The organism is Streptococcus sp. S784/96/1 (assembly GCF_902729355.1).
In the GTDB taxonomy this organism is placed as follows: Bacteria; Bacillota; Bacilli; order Lactobacillales; family Streptococcaceae; genus Streptococcus; species Streptococcus caledonicus.
Genome location: NZ_CACVCC010000001.1, coordinates 87,856 through 102,715, shown reverse-complemented (window position 1 = coordinate 102,715; position 14,860 = coordinate 87,856). Strand labels below are relative to the sequence as shown.

At 38.7% G+C, this 14,860-nt stretch carries 17 protein-coding genes and 1 other annotated feature; of the genes, 2 read left to right on the top strand and 15 right to left on the bottom strand.

Features of this window, described 5'->3' with window-relative positions; translation table 11 throughout:
* Positions 1-331: 331 nt before the first annotated feature.
* From GZ996_RS00415 to GZ996_RS00380, 8 genes are all read right to left on the bottom strand, one after another.
* Positions 332-1,462: an AI-2E family transporter gene (locus GZ996_RS00415; RefSeq protein WP_156805732.1), complete on the bottom strand. Its 1,131-nt coding sequence runs from the start codon at positions 1,460-1,462 to the stop codon at positions 332-334.
* 7 nt (positions 1,463-1,469) lie between these two features.
* Positions 1,470-2,105, bottom strand: a complete 636-nt coding sequence (locus GZ996_RS00410) for an SGNH/GDSL hydrolase family protein (protein WP_162011056.1) — start codon at positions 2,103-2,105, stop codon at positions 1,470-1,472.
* A gap of 100 nt (positions 2,106-2,205) precedes the next feature.
* Positions 2,206-4,323: a type I DNA topoisomerase gene (gene topA / locus GZ996_RS00405; RefSeq protein WP_156805730.1), complete on the bottom strand. Its 2,118-nt coding sequence runs from the start codon at positions 4,321-4,323 to the stop codon at positions 2,206-2,208.
* 98 nt (positions 4,324-4,421) lie between these two features.
* Complete coding sequence (gene dprA / locus GZ996_RS00400; RefSeq protein WP_162011055.1) at positions 4,422-5,261, bottom strand: DNA-processing protein DprA; 840 nt, start codon at positions 5,259-5,261, stop codon at positions 4,422-4,424.
* 54 nt (positions 5,262-5,315) lie between these two features.
* Complete coding sequence (locus tag GZ996_RS00395; protein WP_156805728.1) at positions 5,316-5,867, bottom strand: sugar O-acetyltransferase; 552 nt, start codon at positions 5,865-5,867, stop codon at positions 5,316-5,318.
* A 1-nt stretch (position 5,868) separates the two neighbouring features.
* Positions 5,869-6,636, bottom strand: a complete 768-nt coding sequence (locus tag GZ996_RS00390) for a ribonuclease HII (protein WP_162011054.1) — start codon at positions 6,634-6,636, stop codon at positions 5,869-5,871.
* The gene (gene ylqF / locus GZ996_RS00385) at positions 6,623-7,474 is read right to left on the bottom strand and encodes a ribosome biogenesis GTPase YlqF (RefSeq protein ID WP_156805726.1); all 852 of its coding nucleotides are present in this window, start codon (positions 7,472-7,474) and stop codon (positions 6,623-6,625) included. Before ylqF ends, GZ996_RS00390 begins: the two co-directional genes overlap by 14 nt.
* Positions 7,475-7,788: 314 nt before the next feature.
* Positions 7,789-8,931 carry an Mbeg1-like protein gene (locus GZ996_RS00380; protein WP_161980195.1) on the bottom strand — a complete coding sequence of 381 codons (1,143 nt, stop codon included), beginning with the start codon at positions 8,929-8,931 and terminating at the stop codon, positions 7,789-7,791.
* A 141-nt stretch (positions 8,932-9,072) separates the two neighbouring features.
* Here GZ996_RS00380 and GZ996_RS00375 point away from each other — a divergent pair, with 141 nt between their 5' ends.
* The gene (locus GZ996_RS00375) at positions 9,073-9,711 is read left to right on the top strand and encodes a Pr6Pr family membrane protein (RefSeq protein WP_162011093.1); all 639 of its coding nucleotides are present in this window, start codon (positions 9,073-9,075) and stop codon (positions 9,709-9,711) included.
* A 412-nt stretch (positions 9,712-10,123) separates the two neighbouring features.
* Here the strand turns inward: GZ996_RS00375 and rplT are convergent, their stop codons facing one another.
* From rplT to GZ996_RS00350, 5 genes are all read right to left on the bottom strand, one after another.
* Entirely contained in the window at positions 10,124-10,483 is a 360-nt protein-coding gene (rplT, locus tag GZ996_RS00370; protein WP_000124834.1) for a 50S ribosomal protein L20, read from the bottom strand.
* Positions 10,484-10,532: 49 nt separating this feature from the next.
* Positions 10,533-10,733 (bottom strand): 50S ribosomal protein L35, encoded by a 201-nt coding sequence (gene rpmI, locus GZ996_RS00365; RefSeq protein WP_027974444.1) that lies wholly within the window; start codon positions 10,731-10,733, stop codon positions 10,533-10,535.
* 33 nt (positions 10,734-10,766) lie between these two features.
* Positions 10,767-11,297 (bottom strand): translation initiation factor IF-3, encoded by a 531-nt coding sequence (gene infC / locus GZ996_RS00360; protein WP_156805724.1) that lies wholly within the window; start codon positions 11,295-11,297, stop codon positions 10,767-10,769.
* Positions 11,298-11,311: 14 nt separating this feature from the next.
* Positions 11,312-11,437: a sequence feature (ribosomal protein L20 leader region), on the bottom strand.
* 23 nt (positions 11,438-11,460) lie between these two features.
* Positions 11,461-12,141, bottom strand: coding sequence for a (d)CMP kinase (cmk, locus tag GZ996_RS00355; protein ID WP_162011053.1), 681 nt, complete (start codon positions 12,139-12,141; stop codon positions 11,461-11,463).
* Positions 12,142-12,151: 10 nt separating this feature from the next.
* On the bottom strand, positions 12,152-12,649 hold the full coding sequence (locus GZ996_RS00350) for an SAG1386/EF1546 family surface-associated protein (protein WP_156805722.1): 498 nt from the start codon (positions 12,647-12,649) through the stop codon (positions 12,152-12,154).
* Between the two features lie 45 nt (positions 12,650-12,694).
* Here GZ996_RS00350 and GZ996_RS00345 point away from each other — a divergent pair, with 45 nt between their 5' ends.
* Positions 12,695-12,892: a ferredoxin gene (locus tag GZ996_RS00345; RefSeq protein WP_161979009.1), complete on the top strand. Its 198-nt coding sequence runs from the start codon at positions 12,695-12,697 to the stop codon at positions 12,890-12,892.
* Here the strand turns inward: GZ996_RS00345 and GZ996_RS00340 are convergent.
* Both GZ996_RS00340 and pepT read right to left on the bottom strand, forming a co-directional pair.
* The gene (locus tag GZ996_RS00340; RefSeq protein WP_156805720.1) at positions 12,882-13,370 is read right to left on the bottom strand and encodes an EbsA family protein; all 489 of its coding nucleotides are present in this window, start codon (positions 13,368-13,370) and stop codon (positions 12,882-12,884) included. The two genes, GZ996_RS00345 and GZ996_RS00340, sit on opposite strands and share 11 nt — an antisense overlap.
* A gap of 255 nt (positions 13,371-13,625) precedes the next feature.
* Positions 13,626-14,855, bottom strand: a complete 1,230-nt coding sequence (gene pepT, locus GZ996_RS00335; protein ID WP_162011052.1) for a peptidase T — start codon at positions 14,853-14,855, stop codon at positions 13,626-13,628.
* Between the last annotated feature and the right edge of the window lie 5 nt (positions 14,856-14,860).

The following is a 14,860-nucleotide window of genomic DNA, read 5'->3' as shown; positions in this document are numbered from 1 at the left end:
ATAATGGGAGTTTGACAGTTTTAAATTATAAAAAGTTCTATAACAGTTGATGCGATTCTACTAATAAAAATGTTGGACAAAAAGTCTAAAAAATAATAAATACCTTAGTTTAACTAACTCTGACAACTTCAAAAAGCGGATTTATTTCGCTTTAAACTTCAAAAGAGAAGACCAATCTAGTCCTCTCCTGTTGTTCATTATAAGTCACCCGCTACAGTTAACAAAGCTCCGATTAACATCGCCAAGAAACGTTGATTTTAAGCTATTTTATATTATTCGATTTTAAGAGAACGGTTAAAAATTGAGTTTTTACCAACCTCTTTCGTTTCTATTATTCTGTACCTAGAACGCTATTTTGATGGTGACGTTTTTTAATAACATGATCCTTGATGATTTGATAGAGACTGGCTGCTAAAGGTACTGCTATTAGCATTCCTAAAATACCAGCTAGAGCCCCGCCTATTGTGATAGCTACTAAAACCCACATGCCTGGTAAACCAATTGAGCCCCCAACTACTCGAGGGTAAATAAGATTACCTTCAAATTGTTGCAGAACTACTAGAAAAACAACAAACCAAAGTGCTTGAGTGATTGATTGAGTCGCTAGTAAAATAAACCCGATAACCAAGCCAATATAAGCTCCTACAACAGGAATAATGGCAGTAAATGCAACTAATACTCCTACTGTTGCAGCATATGGAAAGCCAAAGAGAGTCATTCCGAGAGCTGTAAGTGTTCCCAAAATCATTGCTTCCAGAGTCTGGCTGACAACAAATCCATGGAATCGTTTATCTAAAATGCCCACCACATAACGCACTGGTCCTGCGTATTTTCCAAGATAAGTATCCATCAAAAGCCCAACTTGTCTGACTAAAGTTTCTTTATTTCCCAAAACATAGAGGGAAAAAATAAGGCTGACAAACACATTGAGTAAGGTTGAAGCAATAGAAGAGACTGAGGTTAAAACACCTGTCAAAACGCCTAAGACCTGTTGTAAAATTTGTTGACTATAGCGACTAATCGTTTGAGCTAAGTCTTTATCTTGTCCAATATAATCAAGTATTCTAGAGACGTAGGTATTATCATTCATTTCATTAATCCATTGATTAATAACAGAAGTATCTATCGCTAAAAGAGACTTAATACTTTCAATCAAATCTGGGAGGACAATAGAAAAAATCCAGACAATGACCACCACAAAAGTCAAATAAGCCAACGTCATTGATAAGCCACGCTTGACATTTTCTGCTCGTGTACCTGATAAAACGATACCAAATACACGTTCATAAACAGACATAACGATATTCACAATATAAGCGATAGCTGCACCAATTAAAAACGGTTGACTAGCCGACCAAACGGTACCTAAAAAATTAGCACCAGCCTTCCAATAGGCTTGAATCATGTAACAAAGTACAAATGCCGTGACAATCGAGTAAACGTGTTTTTTTTCAAAATTCATATGTTGATTATACCACACTTTCATTCAAATAAGATCCCAACACCTCCGCTAGACTCTCATAGGCTAACTGACTGAGGTGTAATCCATCTGTTGTGTACTTACTGGCTAACTGACCATCACCATCCAAAAGCAAGGGATAAAGGTCAATAAAATCCACTCCCGGCAAAGTTTTCAGATTGGCATTAAGTAACTGAATATCTGCATTTTTCCTTATTTTTACCATTTTGGAAAAAGCTTGCGCTTCATTTACAGGAAGAACCGAGAGCAGGTAGATTTCTGATTGAGGACTTAACATGCGAAGCTGGCTAACCAGCTCTGCTATTTTGCCAACCGTATCCGTCACCGAATAACCCAAACCAAGGTCATTGACCCCAATCATGAGAAAAAGCTTGCTAGCTTCAAGCGCTGCTACTTGCTCATCCAAATGTTCTAATAACCAGTTCGTATCTGTCCCTGCAATACCACGATTAACAAGTGGCAAATGTCTTCCCAGATATTTTTTGATTGGAAAAAATTCTGTAATCGAATCCCCTACAAAAACGATGCTTTCCGGCTCTACTTTTTCATTTTCCAAACGAAACTGTGCCAAGCGTTTTTGGTGATAGGCTGATAACTCTGGACTAATGGTATCAGTATTAGGCATCTAAATCTCCTTAAATAAAAAATCTCCTTTTACCTATTATAGCAAAAATGGTGCCTTAAACAAAAAAACTACCTCAACATATGAAGTAGTTCTTAATAGATTATTTCACTTTTTCTTCTTTGTAGTCGCATTCTTCATGGCTACATGTGACTTGTTTGCCACCGCCACGAACTTTCTTTTCAACAAGGTAATGACCTGATTTTGGACAAGCGCGACCAACAGGCATATCCCAAGAAGTAAATTCGCAGTCTGGATAACGGTCACAACCATAGAAAATGCGATTGCGTTTTGTCTTACGTTCAATGATTTGACCTTGTCCACAGGTTGGACAGGTCACGCCAATTTCTTTTGTAATGGCTTTTGTATTATGACAGTCTGGGAAATTGCTACAAGCGTAAAACTTACCAAAACGTCCCAACTTGATAACCATTGGATGACCACAGAGGTCACAATCAAAACCAGCTGGTTCATCCTTGATTTGGATTTTTTCGATTTCAGTCTCTGCTTTTTCCAACTCTTTAGAGAATGGCTGATAGAAAGCATCTATGACTTTTTGCCACTCTTCTTTACCAATTTCAACTTCGTCAAGTTTGCCTTCCATTTCTGCCGTAAACTTAACATCTACAATATCTGGAAAAAATTTGATAATGAGAGAGTTAACGATTTCACCAAGTTCTGTTGGTTCAAAGCGTTTTGCTGCTAATTTGACATAGTAGCGACGCTGAATCACATCAAGTGTCGGAGCATAAGTTGACGGGCGTCCCACACCATTTTCTTCAAGCGTCTTGATAAGAGTTGCTTCCGAATAGCGTGCTGGTGGTTGGGTGAAATGCTGCTCTGGGCTTGTTAACACTTTTTTAACCGTGTCGCCTGCCGCCATTTCTGGAAGCATTTTATTTCTATCAGAGTCATTATATACAGCCATGTAGCCATCAAATTTGACCTGACTACCATTAGCAACAAACATAACACCATTTTGTGACAGTTCCACCTTCATGGTATCAAAGACTGCAGCCGTCATCTGACTAGCGACAAAACGATTCCAGATGAGAGTATAGAGTTTAAGCTGATCTTTGTCTAAATATTTCGCAATACTCTCTGGTGTTTGATAGACATTTGATGGGCGAATCGCTTCGTGAGCATCTTGGGCGCCGGTGCTATTTTTGACACGATTCCCGTGCTTGGAATATTTGTCACCGAAACGTTCACTAATGTACGCTGCCGCTTGACCTTGGGCAATTGGACTAATACGAGTTGAGTCCGTACGCATATAGGTAATCAGACCCTGCTGGCCAGACCCGAGATTAATCCCTTCGTATAATTGCTGCGCAACCATCATGGTTTTACGGGTACGGAAATTGATTTTATTAGCTGCGTCTTGTTGCATTGATGATGTAGTGTAAGGAAGCGGAGCATTTCTACGACGTTCTTTCTTCTCCACATTATCAACAAGGAATTCATCTCCCTGTAAACGTGCCAGAACCGCCTTGACATCGTCATGATTAGTTAATTTGAGCTTTTTACCATCCACTCCATAAAAAGATGCTTCAAATTTTTTGGTTCCCTTTTTAAAGGCACCGTTGATGGTCCAGTATTCTTCTGGTTTAAAAGCCTTGATTTCATTTTCACGGTCAATAATAAGCTTTAGGGCAACAGATTGCACACGCCCCGCTGACAAGCCTTTTTTAACTTTCTTCCACAAAAGGGGTGAAATCGAATAACCAACGATACGGTCGAGGACGCGGCGTGCTTGTTGAGAATTCACTAAATTCATGTCAATTTGACGAGGTTCAACAAAGGCATTTTTTACCGTATCCTTTGTGATTTCGTTGAAAACAACACGATTCTTATCTGTCAAATCCAAGTCTAAAATGTGCGCCAAGTGCCAAGAAATCGCTTCTCCCTCACGATCCGGGTCACTTGCGAGGTAAACTTGCTTGGCACCCTTAGCTTCCTTTTTCAATGTCTTAATCAGGTCACCTTTACCACGAATATTGATGTATTCTGGCTCATAGTTATTCTCAAAATCAATAGACATAGAGGATTTTTTCAAATCACGGATATGTCCAACAGAAGCCACAACTTTATAATTGCGTCCTAAATATTTTTCAATGGTTTTAGCTTTGGCTGGTGACTCTACAATAACCAAATTCTTTGTCACCTTACTAGCTTTTTTCTTCGATGTTTTTTTCGTTTTACTAACTGTTGCAGTCGCCATAGATTTTCCTTTATTTTTTCAATTAAATCTATAGCATGATAACCCAGTTTTTTAATCCTGTCAATAGAAAACTTCTCCTATAGGAAAAAGTCAATTTTCTAAAAATACTCAGAAATGATGTCAAAGCCTGTAGTGACGCACTTTGCACCTTCTTGGATTAGATGATGACAGCCATCTGATTTTCCATCCAAAATGTTACCTGGAACGGCAAAAATATCTCGTCCTTCTTCCATAGCTCGTTCACAAGTAATCAAACTTCCCGAGCGCATTTTTGCTTCCACCACGATAATGCCACGAGACAGTCCAGCTATGATCCGATTGCGCTCTGGAAAATGGAATTTCTTTGGTGCCTGACCAATCTCATATTCGGTCAAGAGAAGTTGATTTCTAGAGATATAGTCTTGTAATTTTGCATTTTCTTTAGGATAGTAAACATCTAAGCCACAACCGATAACCGCAATCGTTGCTCCACCATTTTTCAAAGCAGCCACATGGGCACTGGTATCAATCCCACGCGCCAGACCAGAGACAATCACAAAGCGATTCCCCATCTCCTTAATCAGCTTGGCTACAGATTGGGTACCAACTTCTGAGCACTTCCTGGAACCAACGACACCCAATTTTTCCTTATTCAAAAGGTCTAAGTTTCCTTGGTAAAATAGCAGAGCAGGTGGATTATAGATATTTTTGAGTTCAAGTGGGTATTCCTTATCCAAAATTGACAAACTAGGAAAACGGTTGAACTCCTCACGCAGTTCCTTACTATTAAGATTTTTAAAGGTTTCGATAAATAGAACAGGATTTTTACATTGAGAAACCACTGCCATATCGCGTAAAGATAGAGATTTTTCAACACGCTTTTGATAGTCTAGGATATTTAAAATATTAAGATTGGTTAACCCAGCTTTTCGTAATTTGTATAAGTCAAAATTGTTCATGCCTTACCTCCACTTGATTATTCGTAGAAAAGCAAAAAAAAGTTGAGCACCAACTCAACTTTCTAAGTATTTAATAATTTTAGCGGGATTACCAGCAATGACCACATTATCACCAAAAGACTTGGTCACAACGGATCCTGCACCAACAACGACATTATCACCAAGAGTTACCCCCGGTAAGATGGTCACGCCACCACCTAACCAAGCATTATTGCCAATAGTGATTGGTGCGCCATATTCTAGACCTGAGATACGTTCCTTGGCATCCAAGGGGTGGAGGGGCGTCAAGAGCTGACAATTGGGACCAAACATGGCATTGTCACCAATTCTAATCTCACAGACGTCCAAAAAGGTCTGATTAAAGTTGGCATAAAAATTGTCACCAACATAGATGTTACTGCCATAATCACAGACAAAGCGTGGTTCGATCAGCAAGTTTTCACCTGTCCCTCCAAACCATGATTTGACCAGCGCTTTGCGCTTCTCCCTGTCGTCTTCATCATTAAATAAACGCATGTTCTCTCTGGCTTTTAAGCGCATGGCAACCAGTTCCGCATCCCCTGCATCATAGAGTTGCCCAGCTAGCATCTTGTCACGTTCCGTCATCCTAGTCTCCAATCATACTCTTAATCGGCTCAAAGGTCTTACGGTGAATCGGAGTAATCCCTAATGTTTTCAGACCTTTTAAGTGGTCTGCTGTGCCATAACCAGCATTTTTGGCAAAGGCATAGCCAGGAAAAGTTTCATCATAATCTGCCATCATATCATCACGCGTCACCTTTGCAACAATAGAAGCTGCGGCGATTGACAACGAATTGGCATCCCCTTTGATAATAGACTGCTGCGGCAAATGAACATCCAAAGTCATGGCATCAATCAACAGTCCATGTGGTTTGATTGATAGGTTTTCAAGCGCCTCTATCATGGCTAACTTGGTCGCCTCATAGATATTGACCTCATCAATGACCTGACTATCCTTTATTCCAATACCGACTGCTAAAGCCTCTGCCATAACAGCATCGTAAATGGCACGGTGCTTGCTTTTGGGAATTTTTTTACTGTCATTCAAACCTTGAATTTTACAGTCTTTCGGCAAAATGACTGCTGCTGCGACAACTGGACCAGCTAAGGGACCTCTGCCCACTTCATCAATCCCTGCGATCAGCTCAATCCCTTCGGCATACCAGGCCTTTTCGTAGCACAGCATTTTTTCCAAACGTAGCTCCTCGTCCATGAGGGCTTGAATGGCTTTGCGACGTTGTTTAATCGCTGTCTGCACTCCTGCACGGGCATCCTTGGCAAAGTCTTCCCATCGACTGTCCTCAAGAGTTGTAATACCTTGGAGGACTTCCTTAATTTCCTTAATCGTTGCCATCTAAATCACTGACCTTATCTAGCGTGTAAAGACCGAGCTTGCCATCACGAACTTCTTTGACAAATAATTGGTAAAAGCGGTCATAATCGTCTCTAAAACCCAATTTTCGAGTCATAGACATAATAATTTCAGGAGCCTCATCGTCAAGGTTAATCCCCTTAAATCGTTCCTGTAAACGCTCTGGGTAATTTTCTTTGAAATAGGTCAAACCAAAAATAGTCACCTCATCCATGGGCAACAATTGATCCTTGATTGCCCCTGTCAAAGCTAATTTTAGCCCAACTAACTCATCTTCAAATTTGGGCCAAAGAATTCCTGGCGTGTCCAAGATTTCCAAATTTTTATTGGATTTCAACCATTGCTGCCCCTTAGTAACCCCTGGTTTATTGCCGACAACTGCAATTTTCTTCCCTGCTAAGCGGTTCATTAGCGTTGATTTACCAGCATTTGGAATACCGATAATCATGGTGCGTAGGGTTTCTTTTTGAATACCACGTTCACGCAACTTAGCAATCTTATCTGCCATCAAGTCTTGTGCTGCCTTGGTTACTTTTTTAACTGTAGATTGCTCTTTGGAGTTGATTAACAAGGTTTTAATGCCTTGTTTTTCATAGTAGCTCTGCCATTCTTTAATCAAAGCCATGTCAGCTAAATCAGCCTTGTTCAAAATGAGCAGACGAGGTTTATCTCCTACAATCTTTGTCAGCATGGGATTTTGACTGGATAAGGGAAGCCTTGCATCCACCAAAATTGTCACGAAATCCACGTGCTTTAAATTTTCTTGTACCTGTCTCCGAGCTTTAGACATGTGCCCAGGAAACCATTGAATAGTAGCCATGAGTTTATAGTTCCTTTCATATCAAGGGTTTGAATAGCCAAATCTCAATTATTTAATTCAGATAGAATCCTCAATCTTCTTTCCATTAATATCTTCATTCTTATCTATTATAGCATGATTTTGAAGATTTGACCGTCATATGTTTTCATCTAACAAACAGTCATTTTCTCTCTAGATAATGCTTACCAAAACTCAAAATGTTTTTTTGGGTTGCTTTCTTATAAAATACAGATGCTAAAAAATCTGAGGAATCCTGTTTAGAAAAAATCTTCTTTTGAAAAGAGTAAAAGCTGTTCCTTGAACTGAAACTGCTTCTACTCTTTTATTTTCCATTTTTTTAAAAAGTCATCCAAATGCCAGCTAGGCTTAAAGTCGGGCTTACTATTTTGAGCAAAAGCCGTCACTAGATTCCAAAGCGACTTTTGAATCAAGGCTTGTTGCTTTTTGTCCAACTGATTCATAGTCCCAAATGCAGATAAGAGTTTGAGAATAGCTTCCTTAGTTGTTAAATCATTAAGACTGTTAATACCTGCATCCATCAAGGTATCAAAAAGTAAATCAACGATTACTTTCAATTCTGACTTGCTAAGTTCTGATACCCATTGGTCAAATGTTTTATCCAATTGCTTGCTGAGATTGGTTGGTTCATTGCTAATAAAATGGCCTTTTTCAGAAATTTTCCAAGTCGTTACTGCATGCTGCGACACTCCAAATTGGTTTGCATCTATGATAAATGGTGTTACATCCAATTGTAACATAACACCTACAATTGATTCTTTAGGTCTCATGACAATTAGTTTATCTCGAATCCCCTGGTAACCTTCTTTCTTGAAAAAAATTGGATTAAAACCTGGAGCATCAAGCATAAAGACTGCTTTAATTTTCTTTTGAAGCACCGCTTTTTGATGACTGGCTGCATAAACTGCTAAATTACCACCTTTGGAATGTCCTGTCACATAGACTGGTTGCTCTGCTTTTTCCAAAAACTGTTGAAGATAGGTAACCGCAGAACGCTGGGCTGGAATCTCGCTCATATAGGTCAATTTAAAATCTTCTTTCCAACCAATGAGGGTATCATCTGTTCCCCGAAAAACCAGCTGCCAATGATTAATAGAAGGAATATGGAAAACCATTGCCGCAAACTGTTTTTCAAACTCTTTACTAATATCATTCACATAATGAGATAGTATCAAATCTTTGAAACGCTTGCTATTGAGCATAGCATCAAATAGCTTCACTCTATCTTTGGTTAGCATAAAATCATACTGAATAGCAGATTTTTCTTTCTTTAATCTCTGGCGCATATCTTTAAAAGAAAGGGCAGTATCCTGCGTTACATAACCATCAAAAGGGAGGTAGGCCAACTCATTAAGGCAAACAATATCCAAATCATTCAAAGCCAATTCTTCAAAATCTTTGTTTGAAGCACTGTTAACATAATCACAAATCGTTGGCATAACGTCGCCCTCCTTCAATCCTTTTGATTGTACAAATATTTCAGTCGCCAGTCAAGAAAAAAAGTGGTATAATGTAAAACAGTTTGATTTCCAAATAAAAGAAAGGGAATGTTAATGAGTAAAATTAACCCAATTATCAAAATAGCCAAAGTACAATTTTATAGATTTATCGTTGCTTTATGTGGAGTGATCGGTGTTGGTATGCAAATCTATCAAGATGGCTTTGGTATGCTACTTTATTATACCGTTATTTCAAACATCCTTGTTTTTAGTTTTCTCTTCTATCTTATTAGCTGGGAAGGTAAGAATGGTTCTATAAATCATTCTTCAAAATTATTACGTTCAAAGGGGACTGTAACAATGGCTATCATGATCACAGCCGTTGTCTATCATTTTATGCTAGCTCCTTTAGCAGAACCTCACGCTTATTGGAATATTCGTAATTTCCTTGTTCATTACATAGCACCAATCGGATTTATTCTTGATACGCTTATAATTGATAAGAAAAATAGCTATCGTTGGTTTGACCCACTAACTTGGACTTCATTCCCTTTAGGGTATTTTGCTTTTGCTATTTTTAATGGTATGGTATTACAACTACCGATTCCTGGCGCTAAAGACAGCCCTTATGCTTACTTCTTTATTAATGTCAATAAATTTGGACTTCAAAAGGTACTCATTAATTCACTTATCATTGCTTCAGCTTATGTTGTCGGAGGTTACCTTCTTCTTTTAGTGAAAAAACTCGTTGGAGCTAACTGCAAAGAAACTGTCAGATGAGGAGCTTGATAAACCTTTCAGAATACAGTAAAAGGCATGGAATGATGTTCTTAAAAAACGTCAATTCTATGCCTTTTTAATTGTTCGATAGTCATTTTATGGTAGATTGAGAAACTATAGTTAATTGAACATAGATTAGGACAAAATATAGAATAACTAATTAGGATTATCTTTGATCAAAATGATTCATCGACGTCATGTTCTTAATTCAAATTACTATAATAGGGCAAGGCTAGGAGCTTCTGATAGAACTAGACTTCATCAAAGCTATTTAATGATGTGCTGACCTTTATTCAATCCACTATAAAAAAAGTATGAAACTTGACTTTTTGACTCTATCCTTTTTTAACGACTCTATAATTTGATACCACAAAAAAACGACCTTAGCAGAGGTCGCTTAAACGGTAACTCATTATTTACCTAATTTTGCTTTAGCTGCATCTGCAAGAGCTGTGAAAGCTGCTGCATCGTTAACAGCAAGGTCAGCAAGCATTTTACGGTTTACTTCGATTTCAGCAAGTTTCAAACCATGCATCAATTGTGAGTATGACAAACCATTCATACGAGCAGCCGCGTTGATACGAGTGATCCATAATTTACGGAAATCACGTTTTTTCTGACGACGGTCACGGTATGCATAGTAGTAAGAGTTCATTACTTGCTCTTTTGCAGTACGGAACAAGATGTGTTTTGCTCCATAGTAACCTTTAGCTAATTTAAGAATACGTTTACGACGTTTGCGTGAGACAACGCCACCTTTAACACGTGCCATTTATATTTTCCTCCAAATAATTCAGTAAGTAGTTGAATGCTTCTAGCGATTAACGCATTTGAGTAAGCATTGCTTTGATACGTTTAAAGTCACCAGCATGTACCATGCCTGCTTTACGCAAGTGACGACGTTGCTTTTTAGTTTTCCCGTGGAAACGGTGAGATGTGAAAGCACGGAAACGTTTAAGACCACCAGAACCTGTACGTTTGAAACGTTTAGCTGATGCGCGGTGTGTTTTTTGTTTTGGCATTTTAGAATTCTCCTCTATAAATATATTATCTGACTATTTCTTGTCAGGGATTGGTGCAAGTTGCATGAACATTTGGCGCCCATCCATTTTAGCGCGTTGCTCAATAATTGCAATATCTTGTGTTGCTTCAGCAAATTCTGCTAACACCTTTGCACCAATTTCTTTATGGGTAATCATACGTCCTTTAAATCGAATAGAAACTTTGACTTTATTTCCCTTTTCAAGAAACTTACGGCCATTACGAAGTTTTGTCTCAAAGTCACCTTTATCAATTACTGGGCTAAGACGAACTTCTTTAACCGTTACAACGCTTTGTTTTTTACGTTGTTCTTTTTGTTTCTTTTGGTATTCGAATTTGAACTTACCATAGTCCATAATTTTCGCAACTGGCGGTGTCGCTTGTGGTTGAATTAAAACCAAATCAACATTTGCTTGGTCAGCAATGGCTTGCGCTTCTGACAATGGCTTGATTCCTAATTGTTCACCTTCAAGACCAACCAAACGAACTTCGCGAACACGAATTTCGTCGTTGATGAATAGATCTTTTTTAGCTATGATCTTCACCTCTTCATTTTTTTAGAGAAAACCAAAAGCGGACTTGACAAACCAAGCCCGCACACATTTTATTTCATTACTGAAATTTGACATGTAGGGCCAGACAACCTAGGTCGCAAGGCGAGAAGTTCTCACTTCTGCTTTTCTCATTGCTACCATTGTAACAGATAGACTAGCCCTTGTCAATAATTTTTTTCGCTTTTTCTTGAATAAAGTTGACAACTCCTTCAATGTTAACCCCTGTTGTATCAAAAGTAATAGCGTCATCAGCCGCCTTAAGCGGTGATATTTTACGGTGACTATCTTTATAATCGCGCGCCGCAATCTCTTCTTTTAACGTTTCAAGATCCGTTGGAATTCCTTTTTCAAGGTTTTCTTTATAACGTCTTTCTGCACGCTCATCAACAGAAGCAATTAAGAAAATTTTTAATTCTGCATCAGGTAAAACAACTGTCCCTATGTCACGGCCATCCATAATAATGGCTCCTTTTTCAGCGATTCGGCGCTGTTGCGCAACTAATTCTTCACGAATTTCTGGTAAAGCTGAAATCCAAGAAACATTATTTGTGATATCATTTTGACGGATGGCCAGGGTGACATCTACATCACCTAGAAAAACTAATTGATTTCCTTCAATGTCTCTGCCAAAAGAAATAGGGTGTTCATCTAATTGCTGTAAAATCATCGCTACATTTTCATCTGTCAAATCATTTTTCAAAGCAAGATAAGTTGCACAACGGTACATCGCACCTGTATCTAAATAAGTGTACCCAAGATTTTTAGCAATAATTTTCGCTACCGTTGATTTCCCACTTGAGGCAGGTCCATCAACAGCAATTCTAATATTTTTCATGTCTTACTTTCTAATCAATGTAAACCACATCGCCAGGATTTGCCCACCACGTTCCACCAGGACCAGTCATTTTTTCAGGATTTAAGGCGTAAAGCTTGTCTAAAGATATTCCAACACGTGCCGCAATAGCCCCCGCCCCCTCACCTGCTTCTACAACCGTCGTTCCACCATTTCGGATAACCGCTTCAGTCTGACTAACACTGGTCGTTTCAGTGGGTTCTTCTAATTGTGATACTGACTGCGTTTCGCTAGAATCAGACTCTGATTTTTTATTTTTAGTATCAACTTGAGTAGAAGCACCGTAAAAACCAGTTGTAGCCTCTTCACGACTCGTATTGCCATTTGAGGTATAGAAAGCGAACAATAAAACTCCAACAAAAATAACGAAAAAGATACTCAGCAAAATTGTCAAAATCGGTGTTTGAACGCCAGCATTTTTTCGCTCTTTCCTAGACTCTCCCTGTTCATCTTTGGGAAACACCTGCTCTTCCCATGGTTCTTTACTCATGATTTCTCCCTTGTTAAATCTAAAAATTCATATTACAATGATACCATGAAAGTATCTATAATTCCAGAAAAATGTATTGCTTGTGGCCTTTGCCAAACCTACTCAACAGCCTTTGATTATCATGATGACGGCATTGTTAAATTCACTAATAGCAATCTACTCACTCAACAGTTTGATGACACAGATCATGACACACTTCTCGCCGTCAAATCCTGCCCAACCAAGGCCCTTATTAATGAGTAGAAACCTTTTTGTCGTCCTGGTAGTGTTCAAAATAGTCCAACTTGATAAAATTATCCAAAAGCTCAACTTCTCCCACAAAATCTGGGTGAATGGCAAGAGCATCCAGAAAATATTTCTTAGGCCACTTTCTCATGTAGTATAACTGGCTTTGACCGTTTGTCAAAACTAAACTTAAAGTGGTCTTGGTTACTTCTACTTTCTCAATATCAGAAATGAGCACATAGGTTTGCTTCCAAAACTGACTATCGACAATCTCTAAGCGACCATCGTCTCCAATGATAAAGTAACGATGGAAGCCAAGACTAAACAGGGTCCCAAATACTCCTATCATAACAAAAAATGCCATTGGAACGTCTGTTTTTTCATAGAGCATGGACAAACCAATAAAAATAGGTAAAAAGGTCAGTGACCAATAAATCAATAACCATGATAACTCTGGTTGCCAATGATATCTGATTTTCCCAAAAAGTTTAATCATGTCACTTCCCCTTTCCATATAATGACATCAAAAGGAGGTTGGGACAAAAATATCCCCGCCTCTTAAATTTTAGTTTATAGATAACTTGATGCAGTGGTTGATTGGAGGTCTGCTTTTTATTTTCAAGTGTCTGCCTAAAATAATCCACTGGACAGATTTAGCCTGAGCTTAGAAATGAGATAACAAGAGGAAGCCAAAACTACGAAATCATGACTCCTGTCCTATTCTCATTGTAACATATTTTATAGCTTGTTTCTAATTTTTATCCCTATATGTTGAAATCCCGATGATAACATCAACTGCTTTTTCCATGGTTTGTAGGCTGACATATTCAAAGCGACCATGCATGTTTTCACCGCCTGCAAAGATGTTTGGTGTTGGAATTCCCATAAAGGAGATTTTAGAGCCATCTGTACCGCCACGAATTGGTTCGATGATTGGTTTAATCTCAAGATTTTCCATAACAGACTTGGCAATATTAACTGGTGTCATGTCTTTTTCAATGACTTTTTTCATGTTATAGTATTGGTCGTGAAGGGTCAAAATGACGCGTTCTTCTCCGAGTTCTGCATTCATCTTAGCTGCGATTTTCTCCATTTCAGCTTTGCGATTTTCAAAAGCCTTATCCTCAAAGTCACGGATAATATAAGAGCTTGTCGCCTCATCAACAGTTCCACTCAAACCATGAAGATGATAGAACCCTTCATAACCTTCTGTATGCTCAGGGCGTTCTCCAGAAGGTAGTTGATTATGGAAATCTGTTGCTAATTGCAGGGCGTTAATCATGCTATTTTTAGCTGTTCCTGGATGAACATTTCGCCCGATAAAGCGAAGTTCCGCTGCGGCTGCGCTAAAAGTTTCATATTGAAGTTCACCGAGTGGTCCACCATCAATGGTATAGGCAAAGTCAACGTTAAAGTCCTCAACATCAAATTTATTAGCACCAACACCAATTTCTTCATCTGGACCAAACCCAACACGGATTTCTCCATGCTCAATTTCAGGGTGGCTTGCAAGGTATTCAACAGCAGTCATAATTTCAGCAATACCTGATTTATCATCAGCACCAAGAAGTGTTGTCCCATCTGTTGTAATTAAGGTTTGTCCTTTGTAATTATCAAGATTTGGAAAATCCTTTGGAGATAGGCTATAGCCTGATGAACCAAGTGCAATATCACCACCGTCATAGTTTTCAATGACTTGTGGCGCAATATTTTCAGCATTAAAATCAGCGGTATCAATATGAGAAATATAACCAATGGTGTGCTTGAACCCCTCGCCATTAGCTGGTAAAGTACCAACAATATAGCCATTGTGCTCTAAATAATGCACATCAACAAGCCCAATGCGCTCCATTTCTGGCTTCAAGATATTGAGTGCAAAATCCGTTTGACTTGGTGTAGATGGTGTTGTCGTGCTGTTTTCATCTGAACGTGTGTTAATTTTAACGTAGGTTAAAAAGCGGTCTAGTAAATTTTCGTACATGTTAG